This is a genomic window from Acinetobacter sp. NCu2D-2 (assembly GCF_001647675.1).
In the GTDB taxonomy this organism is placed as follows: domain Bacteria; phylum Pseudomonadota; class Gammaproteobacteria; order Pseudomonadales; family Moraxellaceae; genus Acinetobacter.
This window is the reverse complement of record NZ_CP015595.1, coordinates 37,866-63,399: the sequence shown is the minus strand read 5'-3', so window position 1 is coordinate 63,399 and position 25,534 is coordinate 37,866. Positions and strand designations below refer to the sequence as shown.

16 protein-coding genes and 1 pseudogene are annotated in these 25,534 nt (G+C 35.6%); 8 read left to right on the top strand and 9 right to left on the bottom strand.

What is annotated here, in order from left to right:
- Positions 1–2 precede the first annotated feature (2 nt).
- Positions 3–503 carry a DOPA 4,5-dioxygenase family protein gene (locus A3K93_RS13425; RefSeq protein WP_067731795.1) on the top strand — a complete coding sequence of 167 codons (501 nt, stop codon included), beginning with the start codon at positions 3–5 and terminating at the stop codon, positions 501–503.
- A gap of 62 nt (positions 504–565) precedes the next feature.
- Complete coding sequence (locus tag A3K93_RS13420; RefSeq protein WP_067731794.1) at positions 566–2,368, top strand: ABC transporter ATP-binding protein; 1,803 nt, start codon at positions 566–568, stop codon at positions 2,366–2,368.
- Positions 2,369–2,452: 84 nt separating this feature from the next.
- On the opposite strand, the pseudogene A3K93_RS13415 reads toward A3K93_RS13420, so the two are convergent.
- A pseudogene (locus tag A3K93_RS13415) lies at positions 2,453–3,034 on the bottom strand (TauD/TfdA dioxygenase family protein); the annotation flags it as partial.
- Between the two features lie 76 nt (positions 3,035–3,110).
- On the opposite strand from A3K93_RS13415, the gene A3K93_RS13405 reads away from it, so the two are divergent.
- Positions 3,111–4,270 (top strand): IS3 family transposase gene (locus A3K93_RS13405; RefSeq protein ID WP_101494814.1). Its coding sequence is split into 2 segments (ribosomal slippage): positions 3,111–3,345 and positions 3,345–4,270, totalling 1,161 coding nucleotides; the frame shifts between segments, so codons are not numbered across the junction.
- A gap of 179 nt (positions 4,271–4,449) precedes the next feature.
- Here the strand turns inward: A3K93_RS13405 and A3K93_RS13400 are convergent.
- From A3K93_RS13400 to A3K93_RS13390, 3 genes are all read right to left on the bottom strand, one after another.
- Complete coding sequence (locus A3K93_RS13400; protein WP_067731793.1) at positions 4,450–5,139, bottom strand: hypothetical protein; 690 nt, start codon at positions 5,137–5,139, stop codon at positions 4,450–4,452.
- Positions 5,129–11,368 carry a hypothetical protein gene (locus A3K93_RS13395; protein WP_067731792.1) on the bottom strand — a complete coding sequence of 2,080 codons (6,240 nt, stop codon included), beginning with the start codon at positions 11,366–11,368 and terminating at the stop codon, positions 5,129–5,131. Before A3K93_RS13395 ends, A3K93_RS13400 begins: the two co-directional genes overlap by 11 nt.
- 98 nt (positions 11,369–11,466) lie before the next feature.
- On the bottom strand, positions 11,467–11,673 hold the full coding sequence (locus A3K93_RS13390) for a helix-turn-helix domain-containing protein (RefSeq protein WP_067732184.1): 207 nt from the start codon (positions 11,671–11,673) through the stop codon (positions 11,467–11,469).
- 90 nt (positions 11,674–11,763) lie between these two features.
- On the opposite strand from A3K93_RS13390, the gene A3K93_RS13385 reads away from it, so the two are divergent.
- The 4 genes from A3K93_RS13385 to istB all read left to right on the top strand — a co-directional run bounded on the left by A3K93_RS13385 (position 11,764) and on the right by istB (position 15,031).
- Positions 11,764–12,252, top strand: a complete 489-nt coding sequence (locus tag A3K93_RS13385; RefSeq protein WP_067731791.1) for a hypothetical protein — start codon at positions 11,764–11,766, stop codon at positions 12,250–12,252.
- A gap of 108 nt (positions 12,253–12,360) precedes the next feature.
- Positions 12,361–12,555: a DNA-binding protein gene (locus A3K93_RS13380; RefSeq protein WP_067731790.1), complete on the top strand. Its 195-nt coding sequence runs from the start codon at positions 12,361–12,363 to the stop codon at positions 12,553–12,555.
- Positions 12,556–12,729: 174 nt separating this feature from the next.
- Positions 12,730–14,289, top strand: a complete 1,560-nt coding sequence (gene istA, locus A3K93_RS13375; protein WP_067731789.1) for an IS21 family transposase — start codon at positions 12,730–12,732, stop codon at positions 14,287–14,289.
- Entirely contained in the window at positions 14,282–15,031 is a 750-nt protein-coding gene (gene istB / locus A3K93_RS13370) for an IS21-like element helper ATPase IstB (protein WP_067732182.1), read from the top strand. Before istA ends, istB begins: the two co-directional genes overlap by 8 nt.
- A 21-nt stretch (positions 15,032–15,052) precedes the next feature.
- Here the strand turns inward: istB and A3K93_RS13365 are convergent, their stop codons facing one another.
- Together A3K93_RS13365 and A3K93_RS13360 are read right to left on the bottom strand one after the other, a co-directional pair.
- Positions 15,053–15,436: a TauD/TfdA dioxygenase family protein gene (locus tag A3K93_RS13365; protein WP_067731788.1), complete on the bottom strand. Its 384-nt coding sequence runs from the start codon at positions 15,434–15,436 to the stop codon at positions 15,053–15,055.
- A gap of 559 nt (positions 15,437–15,995) precedes the next feature.
- Positions 15,996–16,976, bottom strand: coding sequence for a hypothetical protein (locus A3K93_RS13360; protein ID WP_067731787.1), 981 nt, complete (start codon positions 16,974–16,976; stop codon positions 15,996–15,998).
- 102 nt (positions 16,977–17,078) lie between these two features.
- Here A3K93_RS13360 and A3K93_RS13355 point away from each other — a divergent pair, with 102 nt between their 5' ends.
- On the top strand, positions 17,079–17,951 hold the full coding sequence (locus tag A3K93_RS13355) for a competence protein CoiA family protein (protein ID WP_067731786.1): 873 nt from the start codon (positions 17,079–17,081) through the stop codon (positions 17,949–17,951).
- Positions 17,952–18,034: 83 nt separating this feature from the next.
- Here the strand turns inward: A3K93_RS13355 and A3K93_RS13350 are convergent, their stop codons facing one another.
- The 3 genes from A3K93_RS13350 to A3K93_RS13340 all read right to left on the bottom strand — a co-directional run bounded on the left by A3K93_RS13350 (position 18,035) and on the right by A3K93_RS13340 (position 25,534).
- On the bottom strand, positions 18,035–19,318 hold the full coding sequence (locus tag A3K93_RS13350) for an McrC family protein (protein WP_067731785.1): 1,284 nt from the start codon (positions 19,316–19,318) through the stop codon (positions 18,035–18,037).
- 12 nt (positions 19,319–19,330) lie between these two features.
- Positions 19,331–22,243 (bottom strand): McrB family protein, encoded by a 2,913-nt coding sequence (locus A3K93_RS13345; protein ID WP_067731784.1) that lies wholly within the window; start codon positions 22,241–22,243, stop codon positions 19,331–19,333.
- A 99-nt stretch (positions 22,244–22,342) separates the two neighbouring features.
- Positions 22,343–25,534: a type III restriction-modification system endonuclease gene (locus A3K93_RS13340; RefSeq protein ID WP_067731783.1), complete on the bottom strand. Its 3,192-nt coding sequence runs from the start codon at positions 25,532–25,534 to the stop codon at positions 22,343–22,345.

Sequence of the window (25,534 nt, the reverse complement as noted above, 5' to 3'; positions counted from 1 at the left end):
ACATGAGCGAAATTCCAGAAAACATTAGCCCAATCGTTGCTTATCACAGTCATATTTACTTCACTGAAGAAACCCGAGATATCGCGGTTGAACTGAATGAAGAATTACAAGATTTATTTAAGATTTGGGATTACCGCTGGTTAGACTATGCCAATGGCCTACACCCAACCCCAATGTTCCGTTTTGCAATTCTGAAAGAAGATTTTTCTCGTTATGTTGAATGGATTTTAAGGCGTCGCCAAGGACTTAACGTGCTTGTGCATGCCATTACAGGTGATGACTATGTTGATCACTCATATTTAACGCTCTGGTTAGGAGAAAAATTAGAACTGGGTTTAGAACCTATGCGTAAACGTTCTGAAGAATTAAAAGCCAAAGGTGTGACTGACCATAAATCAAATGTTTTCCTGACAGGGATCGATATTAGTCAAGCAGGGAAAATCCGCTATAAAGCGGGCGATGACTCTTATAAAACCCGTGGTATTACACCCGTAAACCCTTAATTCTATATATTGGGATAAGACAAATAGGAGGTATGACACAGCCTATTTGTCTGTAACACACTATGAATCTTGCTGCGCATTTAAATTTAAATCCAAATCAATTGCATCAAATCCCTGAACTGCCAAATACACCTTGGCGGTTTATTTTATTTACTTTACAACGTATCAAATGGTGGTTGGTCATTATTTTGGCCTTGCAAATCATTGCCACTTTTAGTGCGGTACTCATCCCTTATAGCTTAGGTAAAATTATTTCAATCATTACTCAAAGTGATTTTAATCAATTTGAAATGTCTACCCTATGGGCGCCTTTATTTTTATTTATTGGTGTCAATATTGCTGAAGTGGTCTTTGGCCGTATTGCAGGTTTTATGCGTGTCTACGTCGCACCTTTTCAGCGGTCATGGGTATCTTCTGAGATGTTTGCCTATTTACAACATCACTCACAACGCTTTTTAAATCAGAATTTTGCTGGTTCATTGGCGACACGTATCTCTGAAACCGCAATGGGATGCAACATGGTGACCTGGGCGATCATTTTTGATTTTATCCCAGTCGTTTTGACCATGCTGTTCTCCACAATTTTGCTCTATTTTGTAAGTGTGGAATTGGCATTATTTAGCTGTGTATGGAGTGTCTTGTTCCTATTTATTTCGTATAAGCTGGCTCGTAAAAGCCAAATTTACTCCAGACAGTTTGCATCTGCACGCAGTGAAACAGTGGGACGTATTGTCGATGTCGTGACCAATTTATCATTGGTGAAATACTTTGCGCGTAATGCCTTCGAGCGCCATTTTTTACACCAATACTTAGTCAAAGAAGTGGGGGCTGCACGTAAAGCTTTTACTTATAACGAAAAACTGCAGTTATTCCAGTTTACTGCAGCCGTGGTTTTAAAAGTTGGTATTCTCAGTATTGCAATTTGGCTGTGGTCACATCAAAAAATTGGTGTAGGTCAATTTGTGATGTGTATTACGCTGGCATTTGCCATTATTTCAGAAGCCAAGAATATCAGTCGCCGTTTTCTCGATATTTTTGAGTTTATCGGTAATGTGGAAAATGGCGTACGCTCGATTATTCATCCGCATGATTTAGTCGATCATCCTTCAGCAAAAGCACTGGTTGTAGAGCAGCCTTCTATTGAATTTCGTGATGTCAGCTTTAGTTATGACAATGGTAAAAATATTTTTGACCATTTCAACTTGAAAATTAAAGCAGGTGAACGTGTCGGCTTGGTGGGTTTTTCAGGATCTGGTAAATCGACCTTTATCAATCTGATTATGCGCATGTATGACGTCAATCAAGGTGAAATCCTGATTGATGGTCAAGCTATTGATAAAGTGACTTTAAATAGTTTGCATCAGCACATTAGCTATATTCCGCAAGATTCAAGCCTGTTCCATCGCAGTCTGGCTGATAATATTCGCTACGGGCGTTTAGATGCGACACAAGAAGAAATTGAACATTTCTCCCGTCAAGCCTGTGCGCATGAATTTATTTCTAAACTTGATAAAGGCTATGCAACTATTGCGGGTGAACGTGGGGTGAATTTATCAGGTGGTCAGCGTCAGCGAATCGCCATTGCACGTGCACTTATACATGATGCCCCTATTCTGATTATGGATGAAGCTACTGCCAGTCTAGACTCAATTACAGAAACTGAAATCCAAAAGAGTTTATCTTACTTAATGCAAAATCGTACCTGTATTGTCATTGCACATCGACTTTCGACAGTGATGAATCTCGATCGTATTATCTACTTAAAAGATGGCAAAGTCATTGAAGATGGTTCACCGTATGAGCTGCTGAATCGTCCGAATGGTGCGTTTAAAAACCTTTGGGATCACCAAAGTGCGGCAGCATAAGTTTAGATTACCTCATAAGTATTTATCTATTAAAAATCAAAGCCAGGAGAAATCCTGGCTTTTCTGATGAATAAGTAAAATAGCTTAGTTAGAATTCAGTACTGCATTAATTTTAGCTGTTTGCCATTCTTCCTCAGTCAAACCTTTCGGTTCAATGATCGTGCCTTTTTGACTATTGGCACCCACACTCACTTCCCCTGCTAAAGTGACGCGTCTTACCACACGATGCTCATTGCCATAATCATTGACTGCATAATGTTGGGTAGAGCGGTTATCCCAAATTACAACATCACCTTCCTGCCAGCGCCAACGCACTGTATTTTCGGGCTCAGTGACTTTATCTTGTAATATATTGAATATACGTTGAGCGTCTTTCTGGCTATATCCGACTAGACCAGTGAAGAAATGCCCAAGTAGCAGACTTTTCTTGCCTGTTTCAGGATGGATGACCACCACAGCGTGTTGGGTTTCATATTTAGTTGAAACAAAGGTTTTTCTAAACTGTGTCAGTAATTCTGGGGAAAGATCTTGTTTATGCGCCGCGTAGTCATATTCATTGGAATGAGTTGCTGTTAATGTTTCAGCAAATTGTTTTAATCCTTCAGGTAATTTTTCATACGCCGCTTCAGTATTGGCCCAGGTGGTATCACCACCGAGCTCAGGAATGGTTGATCCTAGACAAAATAATGGACAGCACGTCCCTCTAAAGATAACGTAACTTTAATCTTTGGAGATTCAAGAAATGGCTAAACGTTTTAGTCCTGAATTTAAACAGCAAGCAATTGATTATGCACTTTCAAACTCGCACGAATCTTTAGCTGCAATCGCCCAGAAATTAGGTGTTGGTTATTCAACATTGGATAAATGGATTCGTGAAATCAATCCGGCGGGTTCAAGCAAACGCCAACTTTCACCAGAACAACAGCGGATTTTAGAATTAGAGAAAGAAGTCAAACAGCTCAGGGAAGCCAATGACATCTTAAAAAAAGCGCATGTGTACTTTCTGACAGATCATGCCAAGAAAAGTACACGGTAATTCAAGATCTGGATGTGAATGAAGTCACTGTATCTTCTGCCTGTAAATGCCTGGGTGTCAGCACTTCAGGCTATTATGCCTGGCGAAAACGCCAGGCCAATCCAGCGCAGAAATATAATGATTTAAAAGCCGTATATTGGCAGCATCATGCACGATTGGGTGCACCTTCATTAGTACATGACATGCATGATTTAGGGTACACCATGAGCGAACGAACCGTTGGAAGAATGCTAAAAAAACTTGGTCTACGGAGCAAGATTGCACGTAAATACAAGTATACGACTGATTCAAAGCATCGTTTGCCTACAGCACCAAACTTGTTAGATCGCCAATTTACAGTCATGCAGCCTAACAAGGTTTGGACAACGGATATTACCTATATCCGTACCAAGCAAGGTTGGCTGTATTTATGTGTGATGCTGGATCTATTTAGTCGTCGTATCGTGGGATGGCAAACCAGCCATCGAATAGACCGCCAATTGGTGTGTGATGCGTTTCATTATTCAATGGCTCGTCAGGGCTATCCAACAGGTGTTATGGTTCATTCGGACCAAGGCAGTCAGTACTGTAGTCGTGATTTTAGAGCACTCTTGCTGACAAATGATTGTATTCAAAGTATGTCTAGACGAGGAAACTGTTGGGATAATGCCGTGACTGAAAGCTTCTTTCATACATTGAAAGGCCATGTGGTGCATGGCAGTGTGTTTGTCACTCGAAAAGAGGCGAATGCGGTCTTGTTTGACTATATTGAGATTTATTACAATCGGGTCAGAAGGCATTCTGCAAACGGTTGGTTAAGTCCAGAAGCTTTTGAACAGAAATATATTAAAAGTTTAGAGGGATCGATTGTCCACGATACTGTCTAGGATCAGGTCACACTTCTTAAAATACTGATTTTTGGATAGGCATCGACAAAGGTCACATCGGTATGCTGCATATTCTTATATTAATGTACTACTCATTCTTATTCCAACTGCACCACCTATTCCTGTTCCTAATGTACCAATATAAATATTCTTATTAATTTGAACAGGTAGTCTTGTAGTTACTTGGACATCTGTTCTTGTCTTGCTTGGACTGCTTCAGAAGAGGATTTTAGCTGTTCCTCATAATCCTTTTTTAACTCTGCTAAACCATCCATCAATTCCTCTATTTTAGAAATGTTATTTTTAATATTTCTAATTTCTTTATCTTCACTGGATTGATCATTATAAAAACGGCTCAGTAAATTCTCATACGAGTCTAATGTCTCAAACTCCTTAATGAGATTAGCAATTTCTTGGTTATCAGCTTCAGTGATAGCATAGCCTTTGAGGATACAGTTTCTTATCAAGATGTGTGATGCTTTATCGAGCTCTAGTGCATATCTGTACCAATAGTCAGGACTACTCTGATCTAAAGTACTTTCTACATTTCTAAAATCCCTTAATCCTGAGTAGAAAACATCGTCATTATCTAAATTCAATTTCTTTAATGTTGAAATTAAAGACTCTATATTTTTCAAACTACTCTGGGAATGGGACTGCTGATAACGAAATTCCCATAACTTAAAAATTGTATCTTTGATTTCTAAAGCTGCTATACGCTTTTCTTCAGGAGAAATAGGTACGTTATATCGTTCAAATAATTCTGCTAAATAGTGAAGCATCCATTGAGATAATGTATCGGTTTTATCCTCTAACTTAAATTCTTCTACTAGTCTTTTCCCTAGTCCGATCAGATTTTCAGTAGACATACATATCTCCATTCTTTTTCATTAAATAAATTCTTTTACTGCTTGGTAAATACTCATCTAGTCCCTTTGAATCTTGTTTTGATTGATAACTACCATATTTATATCTACGATCAATATCTACAGAAATAATCATATCCATATCAAGTTTCTCAAGAAGTTCAAGAATAAATTTTCTATCTACTTTTAGCTTATAACCATTGGAGTACTCATAGTGTTCATTTTTATACTGCCCCCAAATTTTAAGATTCATAACTTTTTCATTTTCATGAAACCAATTTTTTCCTAATGAATCGGAGGATAGGTTCATTAAAGCAATAATCTCTTTAGATGGTTGGGTCATCTCATATCTTAATGAAGCCCCCCATAAATCATCATCAAAATTTGATAGATCAATTTCTGTCTCAGTAATCCATCCTTTTAATTTGAAATTATCTTCATCAATTTCAAACTGTTCATTATTAGCACTAGGTAAATGATAAGAGTAGCTTGACTCGGCACTTTGTAAACTTCTCCAAAGAGCCTCAGATGTTTTTGGATTCACTAAACTTGAGCGGATACGAATGTCTTTTGCTTGATCATAGTTATGTACTTCAGACCATACACCCCATAAACAAAGTTCTAAATCGCTGTGATAAATAGCATCATTATAATCAACGGAAGAACAACTATAAGACCAGTTCAAAGATTGTTTTCTATCTTCTTTGGGCCATTCTGTCGTTATTCGAGGAGATGGATCTCTATAATCACTTAACCAATACGGTTCGAGAGAGGATAAATCATGTCGTTTAATCCAATCATCAAATTCTCTCCATGAATATTCACTTTCAAGTAATGGACGCGTTTGAAGTAGTTTATCTGCCGTGATCATCATTGCATGGTAAGACAAATAGAAATCTAAATCTTCAACTTTAGGACTTGAACCATGATCATGACTCGTTTGCTTCCAATCATAAATTTCCATTTTATGACGTGCATCATTGGCTTTACGCTTATCTGTAAATCCAATTTCATTTTTTAATGTTTGGGTAGTTTCAAAGTATATATGTGTAGGGTGTAACCCAAACATTGAACCTAATGGATCAAGCCAATAAGGACCAAAATCAATACCGAATGAATCAATTTCATCTTGATTCATATTTGTATATTTTAAAAGATCAATAGCTTCTCGTTCTACTTTACTAAAATTAGATTTTCCGATTCCCTGATAGGCTTTAATTTCTTCTTCATTTAGTGTTAAAAGCTTTGAATTAAATAGATTTAGAAGGATTTTTGAAGCGAGTAATCGAATCATCAAATGCGGTCGATTTGAATCTACTAACTGTTTAAATGTTTCAACATATTCAGCCAAAAAATTATTAGGGCTATATGACACTTTTAGTAAAGCATTAAGCAACCATTGAGTAGCCGAGTATTGATAAAATTCAAATTTGTGATCATAAAAACTTAGATAACTTTTAACACTGATAAAGTTAATTAAATTAGATAACAATTCTTTTTGCTCAAAATCACAAAGTAACTTAACGGCATGAGTGGCTTGCCATTTAACAATATTGAAAGGAGATGCTAGGCTAGACCAAATGTAACCTGATATAGATTCTATTAAATTCTCTGGTGGTGCTAATTCTTCACGCCATTGCCCATCAGCTATATCTGATCCTAAATCACTTTCTAACAAGTCCAAGCCATACTCTAAAACCTCTTTAGATTGATGTGGTTCAATCATTGGCGTAAGTAAATGAGCTATTCTGAATAAGTTCTCACTTTCTAAGGTAATAGAGCTTTCACTTACTCCATCTAAGAGAGATTGAATATAATCAGTTTTAGGTTTTCCTGTTAACTCACTTAAAACATGTAATTTCAGATTACTTCCGTAAGTATCTATATAGAAATCAGCATAATGTGTTTTCAGAAATTGTTTTACTCTCGGATCTAAAACTTCTAAAAATGACATTCTACTTTTAAAACTAGATGGTATAGCTTTTAAAAGATCATCTAAGTCATACATTCCATTTCTAGGATTATCGAACCACCAATTGATCAATGATGTTGCTTGTGACGGACTTATTTTTTGAAAAAGCTGTTCATAAAAAGCTTTTTTAATCCAATGCCTATTTTCCAATTTCTGAAAATCATTATAAGCTGAATCAAAGTCTACACTTCGATTTGAATCAGTATAATTTTCAAAAAACACATCCCAATCAAACTTTTCTTGGTCGTAAGTCGAAGAGTGAGGTGCTTCTTCTACTGGAACATAAACCTCTGAATTATTGAGGGATAAGAAAAAATCTTGGACTGTTTGATCTGTTATATGAAATACCTCGACCAAATCTCTAAGGCGACTAATATGCTTTTCTGATGGATTAGGTACAACAATATAAAGATAGAAGCTTTGTAAAACCTTTCTTTTTAGTTCATCAGTTAAAGCTAATGATTTAATAGAGCTTAATAGATTATCTAAGTCATATGCAGCTCCCATCGCTTTAAAAGCCAAGAGTATCAATGGTGATAAAAGTTGTTCTTTAAGTAACTTATCCACCAAATTGCCCAATATTCTATCTTCATCTCCAAAACTACGATCACGCCAACGGCTAGCAATAGCAAATGCTGAATTAGGATCTAAATCATAAATTGCATCAACTGTATAATCCCATGGAAAATGTTTATCTCTATGCACATATTTATATGTCAATTCAGCACATTGACTAAAACGATAGCATAGCTGTGGTTTTCTATTATTTTTCTCCTGTCCAGCTCTTACGCCATAGCAAAGTAATGCATTCCATCGTTGTAGATTTTCTTCACCTAGTTTACTACTTACCTCAATTGCTTTATTTAATATTGCAGTAGCTTCTGCTTGATCTAGAGGGAAAATTGATTGAGCAATAGACATATAGTCACTCACCAATGTTTCTGCATGATCATCACTCTTTTCAAGAATTTTTAAGTTTTTTCCTATATTTTGATAACAGAACTCTTCTAAGTCACATCGTTGTTGCAAAGCCAAAATAAGCGTGAAATGATTACGTGTATTGGGATAAATTTTTTCCTGAAAATGACTTTCTATCTCCGGATATGTTTTTTGGTTAAGATGATCATTTAAAATTAAAATATCAAACCAAACTTTTGCAATTTCATTTTCTAGATGATTACCACGTTCCCGATAAGAATATCCTTGAGCTTTTTTGAAATCTGATTTAGCTTGTTCAATCAGCAGTTCTAACTCATCAGAGCAAATCGTTTCTGTGATTGATCGAGCATATAATTTATACCATGGCAAAACTGCTGCAACATCTCGTTTTAGCGTGGTGATTTCTTCTGATGAGCTATAGGATGTATCTTTTAAAAATTCCTCTTTTAATCTCTCAGATACTAAATCGACTAGTTCTAATGACTTATTATCCCATGCTTTATGTAAAGCATAAGCTTTCATGTAATTGATTCTATCTGAGTTTCCAAAACGATCTGTAATCTCATATGGTATTTGAGTAGGCAGATATTTTAATAAAATTTGATATGCCTCAGTAGATGAACAAAGTTGTTGCTTAAAAGCTACTTCTAAAAAACAAAGAATAGGGGTTAGACCAATATCAAGTTTTACTTTGTCATAACTTAGTAGTTTTAAAATTCGTGAAAAATTCTCAGAATAGATAACACAGTGATTTAATTTAAGTATCTGTACAGAACCTAAAGTTAAGAAAATGTTATTACCTGATTTATCTAGAATTTCTTGTATAACATCCGTTTTATTAATTTTAATCAATTCTTGAACAGCTAGCTTAGCGACTTCATAACTTACAAATTTTTTCCAATATTTTCTAAGCCAATTCAAAGCATAATCAGTACTTTCAATATTTAAAAGAGTTATAAAAATATCACTAATTTCACTGAATTCAATTTTTTCATGGCGTCTATTATTTTTGGGAAGCTTAAACCAACTTCTTAACCACTCATTAGCAATACGTAGCTTACTACGAGAATCACCATGAAACTCCTTACGATATGATAGTAATTTCGACTCAGTAATATATTTAGATCCCTGCCATGAACCACCTTTGAATACTTTTTCAGAGACTAATTCTTGAATTTGATTGTCACTAAAAGTTGTACCAACTAAGTCTATATTTTCTTCAAGTAATTGATGTTGCCTAGCCTCTGCGGCAACTTCTCCAGCAGCTTTTAATGATAGCTTGGCAACCTCTGTGTATTTACCAAGTTTTAGGCCAGCTTTAATTGCAAATTGTAGCCGTTGTAATTCTACCTTTCTTTTTTCTAAGGTCGAATTAGTTGGTAACATCTCAGAATTCAAAGATAGTTCAACTAATTCCTCATAATTACCTGCATCCATTAAGATTTGAGGAAGTACAGATGCAGCATATACAGAATTTATAGCGAGAGGCTTAAGCTTCTGAATGAACGCATTCAGCAAGCTAATATCTTTTGGCTTATAAACTTCACGGAACCAAGATTCAGTTGGCTCATCAACAAATTGAATATTATTGTCACTAAGACGAATTGGATGGCCACCTATATCAGAAATAATACTTCTTATTTGATCAGCCCTGATATTAGTTAAATCAGATAAAATCTGCAGGGGAATTAATGGACGTAAAATAGCAATTGAAGTAAGGAGTAAATCAATTTCTGCTGATTCGAAATAATTTTGTTCTTTAAAAGTAGAAATTGCCTTATTTAACAAGTTCTTAATTGTGTCTTCTACACTTTTAGGCGTTCCACCGAAAAATGAAAGAATCTCATGCAAAGTCAAATTTTGTTCTAAAGCAATACTTTGGACTCGTGGATTGCCACTGGTAAGTCGATGAAATTCAATCACGTCTTGTGTTGAAACATTAGGATAATAGTTTAAAAGATGTTGTTTTGTTTCATTTTCACTAAAGCCTTCTAAATCAAGAATTTCGATATCTTGTTTAGGCATTAAAAGCCCAACTCTATAAGGTCTCGCTAAAGCAATTATTTTAATATTTTGCGGTAGGGTTTCTTGCAATAAATCAGTTATAAAAGATCGGCCATAATTAAATTCATCTGCTGCCATTTGTGAGTTATCTGCAGCATCAATAACAATGAATAGCTGCTTATTTTCATTAGAGAACCTTTCAGAAACCTGCTTTAATCTAAATAAAAATGCCTTTATATACTCACTAGGACCAGCACTGGTTGTTGGTATTAGTGGATGACATAAGCCTAATCCAGCTAATTCATTTGCAATTTGAACTAACGCGATTTTATGTGTATGTCTCGCTGATGAAGATTGTCTGTAGTCACCATTACCAAAGCAGTCATAGACAATCGACAATGATCCGAAAGGGATAAAGTTGTGTATTTGTGTACTTAATATTGATTTACCTACACCACCTTCAGCCTGAATAATAAATTTTTGACTATGTGATTCATTAATAGTATCTATTAGTGTTCTTACGATAGGTCTATCTACGATATTTTCTAACTCTTTTATTAAGTTCTTTACTGGAAATAGATCATCTGGGTTGGTTTTAAGTGCACGGAGTACATCGTATCGTGTAATTTCTGGTGTTTCTGTATTTTCACTAAGTGCTTTACGAGTTATTAATTCCTTTAATTCATTTGGAGCATTAACATCATCTCCTGGTAGATAGTAAGCAACGTCTTGAGCGAGAATCTCACGTTGAGCTATATAGTTAGGCTCTTGTGATGGGAATTTTACGAGCTTAATAAATTCTTCTAAATCTTTGCCCTGTAAAGTAGTAAATTTTTCTAATTTTTTCAGATCTGCCAGTTTAGTGACCTTACCTGTTTCTTTAAGCTCATTAATGGACTTATAGAACTCAGCATTGATTGCTCTATTTGAAACGAAGTGAAATTCTACTTTCCTTAGAACCTCAGCTTTAGATTCTTTTTGAATTAAACTCTGATATCTCTTTGAAAATCCTTCAATTGTATTATGCAACTTACTAGGGTCAAATGGAGTTTCTGCATGTAATGTTGAGTGTTTAAGTTGAGTGTATATGATTTTAGAAGCATCTGAAAAATGATTACTAGTGTAGTATTCCCCAACATCCACAATTTCTTCCCCATCTTCTACCTCCTCAATAAATTCAGATTTACTAGGACCTTCGATAGTTAGAGTATGTAAATGAGATAAAGGATTTAAAAGTAATAGGGCTTTTCTTGCAGCCCATAAATAATGAAACTGATCTCCATCTCGACTAGCTCTAACTGTATCTGAATATCCCATAGATGTTCCTGCAAATAAAGATGCTATTTTTTGAATATTTTTAATTTTATCAGTAGTTTAATGTTTATAGAATTATAAGTTTAATACTTTATTCATAATTAGGGTAATAGGCTTTTAGCCTCTACCTCTAGAGCATTAGAAATCTCATATAGTTTCTCTACTGTAAGATTGACCTCACCACGCTCGATACGCCCTAAATAACTTCTATCAATGCAACATAGAAGAGCTAAATTTTCTTGAGTAATCTTCTTTTCTACACGGTGTTTACGTATCAACTGACCAATTTGTTTAGATATTTCTGACATTTCAATCCAATAGATTAAAAATAGAAATATCTCCAATTGAGGACTATACATCCACGGACTATAATCCTCTTTTTCTAAAAGGTGCACAATATGTTTGATTTTTACCTACCAATGGCAGAAGAATTTGAAAGAATCTTTCTAGAGAATGATGTATATGAATGGCAAGCGAAAGATTTTTGGCAAAAAATTGATCAAACAGTACTTAATAAATTTGGGAGACCTGATCGCCAAAAGTCCTACGTGTACTCAGCTATTAAAACACTAACTATTCTTGAGTACTTAATTGCTAAGCCATCCTCTCATAGCCATCGCGTTTTCCTTTATACATCGACTGAAAAATTAAAAAAATTATTTAATAGAGGCTCTTTTAGCGATGTAAAACATGTCCTAAATTTAGAAAAACACAATTTAATTAATGAGTTAGACATTTATAAAACTCAAATATCCTTTATATCAGAGATGTTTTCCAAACACCTGCATTTAAAAAATCAATTAATAATAATTAATAAAGAATTAAATTTTGAAAAGCAAAAATTAGAAAATAAAATTAATGCTATTACATTATTATTAGAAAAATAAAAAATTAATAAAAACAAAAACTAATCACAATAATCACTCTAAATTTATGCTTGATTCAAGCATATTTTTCAGATAATTTTCATCCAATTTCTTACAGGTTCATCCGAAATGCCCAAGACAACGCATCAAGTTAAAAGCGAGTTTAGAGCCCAGGGAATTAGTTTCTCTGATTGGGCTCGTAAGAATAACTTTTCAGTTGAATTGGTTTATCGAGTGTTAAAGATGAATAGAGTCCCTGTGCGTGGGGAAAGTCATAAAATTGCTGTTCAATTAGGTATTAAGGAACCAGAAATTCTAGATTAATTATCATTAATTATTGTTTTTAATGCAGAAAGTATAAAGACTCATGCGGGAACATGAGTCTTTATAAGTTTGTCTTTAACTAGCGAGTCCAAGACAAATTCATTCTAAAAGACATTGATAATCTAATCAATGTCTTAGGATGTTTTCTGCCTCATTTTTAGAGGAGGCATATGTATGCGAATTGAAACTGATAAAATTCGACAAGTTATTAGACTATTGAATTTAAAGTATAGCCAACGAGAAACAGCTCAACAGGTAGGTGTTTCTAGAGCAACTTTAAAATTTATTTACGATAAGTTACAACTATTTCCCATTGAAAATAGTGAACTTAATTTATTTACAAATGCAGAACTACTTGAGTATTTCGAAATTTCTCGTACAACTAGTTTTCCAACTAGGAAAGTATATCCTGATTTTGAATATATTGGCCAAGAATTAAAAAAGCGGGATATTACACTTGAATTACTTTGGCAAGAGTATATTTTTCAGCATAAAAATGGTCTTTCTTATTCTCGTTTCTGTAAGGTATTCAAAGATTTTCAAATGAAGCGGCATGCTTCAATGCGCCAAAGCTTCAAAAGTGGTGAAGCTTTGCTCGTTGACTTTTGTGGTCGTACAATGGAAATTACATCACCAGTTGATGGCTCAAAAAGCTATGCTCAAGTATTTGTTGGAGTTCTAGGCGCCTCAACTTATACCTTTGCTTATGCCGTGATGAGTCAAAAAGTGGAACATTGGCTCGAGTGTTTTATTAAAACATTCGAACACATTGGTGGTGTTCCTGACATCATCATTACTGATAATCTTAAAGCTGCGGTTATACAAAATAATAAATATGGCCTAGCATTTCAAAAAGACTTTGAAGATTTTGCTGCACATTATGATTTTGCCATCATGCCGACTCGACCACGTCATCCAAAAGATAAAGGGTTAGCTGAGGTAAGTGTGCAAATTGTTCAACGTTCTATATTAGCGGCCTTACGAAATCAAAAGTTTTTTTCTATTGATGAGTTAAATGTAGCTATTCAACAGAAAATGGATTTAATTAATAGAAAAACAACCCGACGTTTTACAATCAGCCGGTATGAACAATTTTTAGAGCTAGATAGCAAAGATTTAAATCCATTACCACTGTACCCTTATGAACTATGTATATGGAAACGAAATGTGCGAGTAAGTGAATTCTATCGAGTGGAATACCTCACTAACCAATATTCTGTTCCTTACACTCATATACACTTGTATGTAGATATAAAAATTACATCGACATCAATCTATATTTTTTATGAGCGGGAAAAAATTGCCGAACACAATTTAAATAATGGTATTCACCAAGATATCTGTCTTGATGAACATATGTCACCAACTCATCTTGCTCAAAAAGGTTTATCAAAAGATGAAATCATCTTCTGGGCGAATCGTATTGGTGTGAATACTTCGAACTATATTAGGCATATCTTAAATCAAAAACGTGATCTTGCTCGAAGCATAAAATCACTTAACAAGTTTAGAAAATGGGTAGTTAAAAATCAGAAGTCACATTGTCTTGAAAATGCTTGTCAGTTTGCAATGGAAAGGGGTATTTATTCTTTAGACAGATTGCAACGTATCATTGCAAATAATTCTTATGAGTTACAACTTCCTATAGAGACATTGTCTAACTCAGTGACTTTACATAAGAACATTCGTGGTGCTAATTATTATTTAGAACAGTTTGGTGATTCTTGTGCTTAAAAAATCTGTAAAAAATAAACTAGAGTTGCTCAAACTCAAAGGTTTTCTACGTTCAGCTGAAACCAATCTAGATCAAATGATAGCAAATGGAACTAGCTTTGAAGAACTTCTAGATTTTTGCCTAGAAGCAGAGCTGAATGATCGAACGAATCGAAGAATTGAACGACTTTTTAATATTGCAAAATTCCGCTATCCCTCTGCTCGATTAGAGGACATGGACTATAGTGCCGAACGACAGATCAAAAAGTCTGATATTAACCGCTATGCAAATTGTGAATGGATTGATGAGTGTCGTGGATTGATTATTTCAGGAGCAACAGGTGTTGGTAAATCATGGCTCGCTTGTGCCTTTGGTGCTGAAGCATGTAATAGAGGAAATAGCGTAATGTATTTTAATGCTGTAAGCCTCTTCGATGAATTGGCAAGCGCTATATCTTTAGGGGAAATTAAAAACCTAAAGAAAAAGTTATGTTCTACTAAACTACTAATTATTGATGATTTCGGTTTAGGGGGATTTAATCAAGCATTAGCTCCATCTTTTCTTGAAATTATTGATAAACAATCTCAAAGTGGTGGGCTATTGATTACTAGCCAAGTTCCAAAACAATTGTGGTTTGAGCAATTTCAAGATCAAACTATTGCAGATGCGGTAATGGACAGAATTCTCCATAGATCCTATGAGTTAGAAATTTCTGGGCGATCATATAGAGAAAAAATTTATGCACTAAAAGAGAAAGGCTGAGTTTTGTATTAATGTGGTCTACTAGGAAGAAGAATAAGTGGTAGACCACGAACAAGAATCGGTGGCTGATTTATCAAGTAATTTGCAGGTATGCCATGAATTCGCACGTCCACCCCGACTCGAATCTAATTCAAAAATATAATTAGACCCTTCTGCAGCAGGCACTGTTGGATGCTTGATCGGTTGTCCAAATCGTTCAGCAAATTTTTCATGTGCAACGTTGTCGAGGTGTTGCTGATTTCTAAAAAATAACACTTTATGTTTAAGCAAAGCTTGATGAATAAACTCAATTACTTCGTCATCAAGATCAGCAGAAAGATGAATATTGCTAATTTCAGCTCCAATTCTTTTCGTCAGTGCTTTCAGCTGAATTTCAGTATCTGGTTTTTGGATAAATGACGTCATTTTTATCTACTCGTATTAAATTATGAGTAGAATTCTGTACTGTCAAATTCAGAATATCTGTATCCAGAAATACAAAGGTATGCTGTTGTTGTTATTAATTTATTCGAAATCTAGATAATATATGGATGAGGTATTTTTGGTATCTTACAATCAAAATCATTGTGATATTTTCAGAACTAATCTTATCAAATAACTGGAGTCAAAAATCCCAATTTCTTTTTTTTTAGAAATTTACATGTCGTCACTATTCCATTGAGACACAATAAGTTAAAAAATACTGTTATTGTAATTGTTTTGCACTTCTTTTGTCATTACAATATTACATGTAGTGCTGCCTATTAAAGCACTCTTGACTTAGATTCTTTACAGATTCATGGAAGCCTTTATAAAGGTCTAAATTAAATCCCTTTAGCGATTAAGAGTTCTTAATCAGTTAAAAAATAAATACTTTGAGTAAATTAACATCATTTATTATGGACGAAATAGTTTAAATCTGTTCTGACATATTAATTTAGAGCGTAAGGATATTTTAAATAATTTACTAAAAGGTATATTTATCTTATTTAAGCCTATAACCATTCATCATGACACGATCAAAACTATAGACATGTGCAAAAGGACTTTCTACACAACGCCCAACTAATGGCAGATTATGATCAGGTCGTCCTGTTCTAAGTACAACCTCTGCTGAACATATAGGACATATCCCTCTAAACCGCGTTACACGTGTTAATTGATTACGGTCCCTATCACGATACATCTCAATATCAGCATGCTCCTCACGAAGTGAAATAAATGTCATTGGTGCCTTAATGACACGGTGCTCTGGTAAATCCCAAATGGGCTTTGCCCAATATTTATAACTCAGATAAGAAAATCCGAATAAACAAAGCATGAATAGCAAATCTAAGGATGTAAAACTTTGCCCCTCACGGACTAAAAAAAGTGCAAATGTAAAAACATATAAAGCCCAGAAAATAATGCTTCCAAAAATGATAATAAAAAGTATTAATCCTCTTAGACTTCTATTTTTGATCTCACCATTTTTAAATATTAATCGATAAAACCAAGATAATTTAACTTTCGAAGGATCAACACGTTCATAAGAAATAAACTCATCATCTGGCTGTTGAATCTCTTCATTTTGAACCTGAGTATATTCAGTAATATCTAGCCAATAAATACGTTCATTCCCTTTCCCACCAATCGTTTCGTTCGTTTTTACTACTGGGATATAACCAATCTCTTCAAATTTTTTAGTATGTTTTGTGATGACACGATCAAGGTACGCACTTAACTTTTTGTCATTCATCCATTTCCCTAGATCTTTAGAATCCATCGATGTAACTGATTGCTGACCTTCAAGGATAAGTTTTAGCTGATATCTTGAATAAGTTATCAGCTCTTCATTTTTAACGTTTAAAGCATCAATTGATGCACTACAGATAAGTTTAAGACAATCATATGCCCTGTTAACTGCTAAATCCTCTTTTAAAATCTCAAATAACGCATTAAAAACTTTTAATTTTAATTCAAACACTTAAACCCCCACTTTACCCGTATTTCCCCTTTATACGGTGTTAGAGCAATTAGATCACAAGCATAGTGAGTGAGTAAATCAACTTCCTAAAGGATTTTAATCATGACTATGTATATTGCTTTGGATGAAAATAAAAAACTGGTCGATATCAAAGATGTTGAGCGTGGACTTGCTTGCCAATGTACCTGCTTTGAATGTGGTGAAACTGTTATTGCACGTAAAGGTGAAATTAAAGAACATCACTTTGCACATGCAAGCAATAAAGAAAGCTGTACGATTAATCCAGAATCTGTTCTACATAAATATGCCAAAGAAGTCATTCTTGAATCTATGGGCCTCATGCTTCCTGCTTTACCTAATTCTGATATTGAAGCAGCATGGTGGACATTTGAAAAAGTATTACCCGAGTTTTCTCTCGGTTTAATACGCCCTGATTTAGTTGGATATTTTGATGGAGAACCTATTTTAATTGAAATTGCGGTTACTCATTTTATTGACGCTGAAAAATTAAAACGCATCGAGTTTTTTAAATCAAAATGTATTGAAATTGATCTTTCATCACTTCTTAAAAGTAATATTTCAATTCCTAGCCCTGAAGCAAAAAAAGGGATTCTCGAAAACTTAAACAATAGAAAATGGGTTTATCCATTCCCATTAACTCAAAATATTAAAGATATTCCAGATAACGTACCAACAGACAAGTCAAACGTAAGTCTAGAAAAATCTGAAATCGTAGAGGCACCTCCAAAATGGCAGGACTACAAATTCACAATCAAAGGTATATTTGTCAATGTTCGAAAATTTGATAGTGGTATGATTTCAGTCAATAGCACTTATAATCCTGAGATTATTTCAATGCTCAAAGAATGGAAACGTGAAGGTCGTGGTTCATTCAATCCTAAATACAAATCATGGAACTATTGGCTACCATTTTCTGAGGTTGTTTTAGATCGACTCAAAGAACTAAATGAGTAAGGGGGAATCTTCCCCCTCTCATCACCAATTTGGCTAGGCTGTGGTGTAAAGTACAGAAAGTGATTATTCAGTCATATAAGATGTTAAATAATCTTAAAATTTTGTGGTTCATCTAAGTTAAAAGGCACTACTTTTAACTTTGAACCATGTGTATGCCTAAAACCAAAATCATCCAAAGGCTGATCAAACTTCCCTGCTCGATACGGATATACCAGAATCACTTCACTCTCATGTTTCAGGTAATAATGACTGTAAGCAAACATCTGCTGAATATCACTGTCTTTTAAGCCATACCGTCCACCACGGTCATTCTGATCTATCAGTTTCCACTTGGTATCCATCACAATATTTTTTGCATTCGTTTGAGAACGATCAATAAAAATATCGGGCTTCAACTTAAAGATCTTACTCTGTTGATGCTCACAAATATGTTCCGTTGCATGCTGTGTTTTGACCTGATATTCAGGCATCCCACGGCGCAAATGATATGCCACAAAGTGTTCAAACAGCTTTTCCATTGGAAAAAGTAAGCTCATACCTTGCCATTCACCTTGTGTAGATACAGGCATGTATTCGCCTAAGATTAATTCCGTCCAAGGCTTAATCTCAGCATATAACGCAAGTAAACGCCCTGACTGCCATTGTCTAAAATCCTGCTGAATCTTTTGACTTGGCGGTATTTCAGTGGTCATCAACCGTAGTTCTTGGGCAAGTTTCCAATTGTTGGCATCTTTGGTCTTTTTACACACGACTTCCAATGCTGTACGAATCAGACGGTTCTCAGGACGATTGACTTCATAAACGTCATGTTCAATCGGAAATATATGCTTCTTAGCAGGTGGCTGACGCATGTATTTCACATGCTGTAATTGCCCACGTAGAAACTTTTGTTCTTCTTGCACACGGTTGTAGTCAAAACGTAGTCCTCGTTGCACCAAACGCTCAAATGATGCAAGGAATTGAGTGATAATCCATTCATGTAAGGGTTGTTTAAAACGATTTAGACTGGCATTCCCTGCTTCTCTATATGGTAAGTGCAAAGAGACACTCAGCATTTTTTGCAGGAGTTTACGCTCTGCTAAAATAACCGCTTGATCGTTTGCTCCGCTCAACTCTACATGCTTTGGCAGAATTTCTATACGTGTACCACACGGCGTTTCAATGACACCCACATATTGATCCAGCTTTAGCTTTCTACGTCCAGCCAGTTCAAATACTTTTGCACCATGCTTGGAGAAAGAAGCTGAGAGATCACACAGATGTTCAAATGCTTTTTCGGGAATATAAGCATGGTCTAGACTAGACGTAGGACAACCTTCATAAGCAACGCTAATGAAGGCATATTCTCGGACGGTAAAATCAGGCATATAAATCCCCGATTAATGCTTGATGATTTTGCTAAAGCTAGCGATTGAATCAAATGCAGTTTCGTTAAGTTGCCACGTTTTTTGTTCTTCAAAGAACCCATCTGAATCACTCTCTACATTTGGAAATAATACAGAGCGTTCAACCAGTTTAGCTTTCAGCATCCCATTGGCATTTAACACCATATTGATTTTTGCCCAATCATCAAAAAAGTATTCTTGTAGTTGAGGAATGATTTTTTGTTTGAAGATTGCCGCTAAATGCTCAAGTGTTGGTTGTTTCTGCAAGCTCATAAAGTTGGCATGACCGATACAATGGTCACGGTCTAATAGCACTTCAATACGTTGGTTAATGACTTTGAGCATCTCACCAATGTTGAGCCCTTCCACCTTAATATCATTCAGTAACTCTGGCTTCGGTGGCATTTCAACAAAGGTGAAGCGACGGCGCAAAGCAATATCTAATCCTGTTAGAGAACGATCTGATGAGTTCATCGTACCAATGAGGTAGACATTACTTGGAACAGAGAATTCTTCTTTTGAGTATGGCAGCGTTACAGATAACTCTTCCTCAGCACCTTGGCGTTTGGAATCCTCAATTAAGGTAATGAGTTCACCAAAGATACGGGAGATATTGCCTCGGTTGATTTCATCGATAATTAAAACATATGGTAAATCACCGCTATCTTTGTACTGTGATTGTTTTGGATTTTCATCAAGTAAAGGTATTAAATTAGCCCAAACCGTATTATATCCATTTACCAAATATGGCTCCAAAATTGAATGATTCCCCAAGACATCAATAACTTCTTTATCACTTAAATTCTTGAGCGTAATCTGCTTATTACGATAGGCATCAAGCAAGAAATCAGCAAGTTTTTTTGAAAGATGAAAAATGTTGCCATTAGGTTTTTCTAACTCCAACATATCTGCAGTCACTTGTAAAAGCTTATATCCACGACCAAACTCAATTGGAACATATAAAAACCTGTCATTTTGAAGATATTGACCTTTAGCAAGGCTACATATTTCTTTAAATACGCCATCTTTCACATCATAATTTAACTGTCCATTATCATCCGTTTCAGCACGTATCCCTTCAACAAAATCCTCATAGCTAAAGCTTTGGTGGAAAGTGACAAATTTAATTTGACCTTGTTCCTTATATTGATCAAAACGTAGTTTTAGTGCCGTACGTTCTTCCTGCTCTAAAACTTCAAGCGGTTTGTTTTCAATAATAGATAAAGCATGGTTAATGGTATGGAAAGTTTTACCTGTACCTGCAGCACCAAATAAAATACGGTTTAAAGGTTGTTGAGTCATGACATCATCCAGTAATTCTTGAGTTTGCTGTTTTTTCTGTTTGTTATCCAAATAGCCTTTTCTAATCATGGCGAAAAGTTTTTCCACATATGGAAAAAATGCTTGCTCGCCTTTGTCAGCCAACAGAAGTGGTAAAAACTCAGGAAGTGGTAATTTTGGATATAAGTGGTCATAACCAATTCGCTTGGTATTCACCTTACTTACAATTGGAATAATGCAAGGATCATTAAAATCTTGATATAAGAATGCAATCGTCCATTTCAAACCTTTTGGGAATTGAATTTGATCGATTGCATTTAAATCGCGACGCTGAACAGCATCTACAATATCAAGTACTTCTTGTTTAAGTGTTTCAAATGCTAACCCTAGATTATCCCCTAGTCGTTTATGCCATGAATATGGCTTCTCATTATGATATTTCTCATCCTTACCTAAATTTATAGGCTCCCAAATATCAAAATAATTAGCAAAGGTTGGCTCACCTTGAGTCGGATCAAAACTATCAATTTGAGCGATAAAACAATCTTTATTTTTAGCTTGATGATAGTCTTCAATAGTTAAATTTTTTAGACGGTCAAGTGACCAAAGTTTTAAAAATTGCTGTACCTTTTCTTCAAGTGCTGTGGTCTGATTATCATCTTGCTCATACCAATCACAAAGCTTTTCTAAATCATCCTGCGTACTCACAATAATAGAATATGCTTTTTTGCCCAACATCATTGATTTTGCATGTGTAGACAAATGATGGTTCCGTGTATCATCTTCTGAATAGGCTTTTTTAATGGCTAACTTAAGTTCTACTGGTGGCTCTGCATCACAGAAAATAACAGGCGTTTTTGCTTTTGGATCTAATGCTAATTCTCGACCTTGAGATGTCTTAAACGCTGCTATATGTTTCGTACTTGTGTATGTATGTGGATATCTATCGTCTAGATAATCAATCGCATTTTTTGCATTAAAATTTGTCGCGACTTTCTCAGCATATATGTCCCACAGAAACATATTTAACCAAAATATATCCGTTTGGCCTGATTCAAGTTCCGCCTTTAATATCTCTCTAATTTGCTGAACTAAATATACATTTTGTACATACCAATTCTTCTCTCTGATTTCTTGAGGGAAATCTATGATGTGTTGAGTTGTTACATACTCAACGAATTGATGAAATTTATTCCGATCGACAATCGTTGAAACATCTAAAGTACATGAAGCACATGCTCGATTGAATAGTAAAGGTCGCTTAGTACTGCCTAACTGGGCGAGTAATTCACTACCATAACTATGCAGCGCTTTATAGGTCTCTTCATTAGGTTGTTGAATCATTCTTTCTACAACATTAAGAAATTCCGCATCCTGAATGATCTTATCAAATACATCATTTGCGAGATTTGATTGCCCCTTAGATGCCACCCCATTTGCATCATTTTTCAAAAGCTCGCTTAAGAACTCAAGATCATTTTGGGCACTTAACTTATAACCATTATTCAGCTTTTGTTTTACCTGCTGTACTTTATTGAACGTATTTTCATAATCTTTACGCCAACCTTTTCCATCACCAGATTCAACATATTCATCAAACCATTGCTTAATAATTGCCGGGTTCACTTAAACCTCATTCATTTCAATTTTCGTATATACGATAAAAACGTGCCCAATCATGAGCACGTTTAAACTTAATATGTCTATAGCAGTAATCCTTTAGAACTACTGCAACAACTGCTTCAATTCAGATAGGTTTGAAATCACGCTATACCGTACTGCTTCACCCTGTTCAGCATTTTGTGCATTCAAGGCTTCAAAAAACAATTTAGCACTGTCAATGACCCCATTTTCACGACCTTTAAGCTGTAACTCACTGGTTGAACCTTTGGTTTCAGCAATAAAGAAAATATTCTTCTCTTTATTCTTATCAAAGGTAATTGCCCAGTCAGGATTATAGTTACCGAATGGTGTCGGAATTTGGAAGCGATCAGGTAATTTGGCATAGACAATCACCTCTTCAGCACCGTCCAACTCTTCTACAAAATTACGCTCTACCTGTGAGTCCGTCACCACATATTCCCAAACATGGTGATCCGCTTTATAGGCATCCTTAGGAATTGGAATATTGCTCACAAAGATTTCGTTGTCTGGATAGCCCACATTCAATGGATTGTATTTCAGACCTTGAATGACCATCTGTGCTTGCTGTTCATTAATGATGCGACACATCTCACGGATAAAGGCTTCAGGGTTCAATTTGTACTGCGCAAACACAGCGTCATTGATCCCTTGTAGAATACGAACCACGGTACGACGTGTGAGGTTGGTCCCTTCTGCAATTTCACCGATCAAGTCATATTTCACCTGAGAATGAACTGAAACAGGTGCAAATTCAGTTTTAGACTCAGCCTTACCAAATGAATCCTGATTTTCCAATTGATCATAGGAAATTTGATCATGCATCGATGCATGGACAAGGGTATAACTCAGCTTTTCAACAAAGTTATTGTTGCGCTGTACAGATACCTCATCCACGGCGCGAATACTTGCATGAATCAGTTGTTCTGAATCAATTTGGATTTGATAGACCGCTTTACGGTTAATCTTATTCCATAACTCTCTAAACTCTTTACGTTCTAAGTTTTTAGGATTGATATGGTTTTTAAGATCCTTTTTGCCATCACTGACCATATTTTCATAGGCTTTAGGATCAAAAATACTATCCACAAGGGTAAAGACAGGTTCAGCAATCGCCTGCAAACTTTCAGGCAAAGGCGCTAAAGTTTGATTGGCTTTGGCTTCACGGTAAGCATCGGCAATATGGTCATTGTCATCAATATAGTCATTCTTGGTCAGATATTTATGGATCTGTTTCGCCGTGGTCATATCTACTTCAAACGTCGTTCCATCTTCAAGTTTGACCCGTTTACCTACAAAGTATTCTGGCGTTGCTTGGGTTGGACGTGAACCAACTGCATCTAGCATTTCAGACTGTAAATTCTTCACAAAGTCTTTATAACTTTCATTGGTGACAACAGTCAGTTCATTAATTTTATGAATCTCAGCCATCGCGCCGTTGAAGTAGTTTGCATCCATCCGTTCGCCTTGTTTGTTTACCGCCAAACGAAGGCCACGCCCCACTTCCTGACGACGTGAAATCACGTTATCAGAATGCTTTAGAGTACAAATCACAAAGACATTCGGGTTGTCCCAACCTTCACGTAATGCAGAATGTGAGAAGATAAACCGTGTCGGTTCTTCAAATGAAAGTAAGCGCTCTTTGTCTTTTAGAATCAGATCGTAAGCATCTGAGTCATTCGAGATTTGCGTTTCTTCCGCCTTTTTATCAATACTTGGGTCGGTTAAACGCTTAGACTTCTTATCAATCGAGAAATAACCATTGTGTGTTGCATCCACCTGAATGCCTTTTAAGTATTCCACATACGGGTCATTGTCTAAATTGAGGTCAATATATTCATTGAGTACATCTTTATATTGTTCTTTAAAGATTTGAACGTATTCACCATCTACGGCGTTACCTTCACTATCGTATTGACGATATTTTGCAACTTCATCAATAAAGAATAAGCTGAGGACTTTAATGCCTTGGCTAAACAGTTGCTTCTCTTTTTGCAAGTGCGCAATGATGGTTTCACGGATCTGTAAGGTACGCATGGTTTTTTCAGAAGCATCGTTATAACACTGCCCGACATAAATTTTTGTACCATTAACAAAACTTACCGATTTATCACGGTCATCAATTTCAGTTACGACAAAGCGATCTTTATATTGCTCCGAGCCATTGGATATATCGTAAAGGTTTGTCCCCTTTTGAATTTTACGAATCACACGCTTAAAGCCTGAGTTTTGTTTGACCTCAATTTCAAGCCGTGCCACAGGTGCAGATTTTGACAAGATAATATCTTGTAGATACATATAGCCATTGGTGCCTGATAGTCCTTGCACTTGAATGCCATGCACCGTGATTTTCTTCACCAATTTTTGGTTATAGGCATCCAAAGCATCCAATCGATAAACCAAGTTATAGTTTTTCTTATGCGTTGCTGAATAACGCAGAATAAACAATGGCTTAAAGTTAGCAAGTGAGCTGAGTGTTTTCTCCGCTTGCATCTTCTGTGGTTCATCCAAAATCAGAATTGGACGGTTACGGTTAATGACTTCAATCGGTTTACGGGATTGGAATTCGTCAAGCTCATTATAAATACGGAGATTGTCTTTACCTGTGGCATTAAAGGCTTGTACGTTAATGATCATGACATTAATGCCACCATTCGAACTAAAGCTTTCTAAATGGTGCAATGCTTTGGAGTCATAGATAAAGAAACGTGCTTTTTTGCCGTATTGTTCTTGGAAGTGATCCGCCATCATATTCAGGCTTTTATACACGCCCTCACGAATGGCAATACTTGGCACCACCACAATAAACTTTGACCAACCATATTTTTTATTGAGTTCAAACATGGTACGGATATAACAGTAGGTTTTCCCTGTTCCCGTTTCCATTTCAATATCAATATTCAGCTCACTACCTGTTAGGTTCTTTTCAGTCTTACCTTTTTTATAGTCGGCTGTTTCCAGCTGATACGACTTTTCTATGTTTTGACGTGACTGTACATTCTGAATGTTTTTGAGGACGGCGTTTAAATCAAAAATTGGGGCATTTTCAAAACCGACATGCTCGAGCTTTTTACTGACTTTGCCACCTTGCAAACCCATTGCTTGCTCAAACATATCTGTTTGTGGTTTGGTTGGCTCTGCTTTAAATTTGGCATTAGCACGACCTGGGTCAATTTTATATTGAATCCCTTGTTGTAATGGCTGACCTTTAAAACAGTCCACGACTGCTTGTACTGCATCAAGCTGATAGCTTAATGCTTTAAAATGTATACGCAT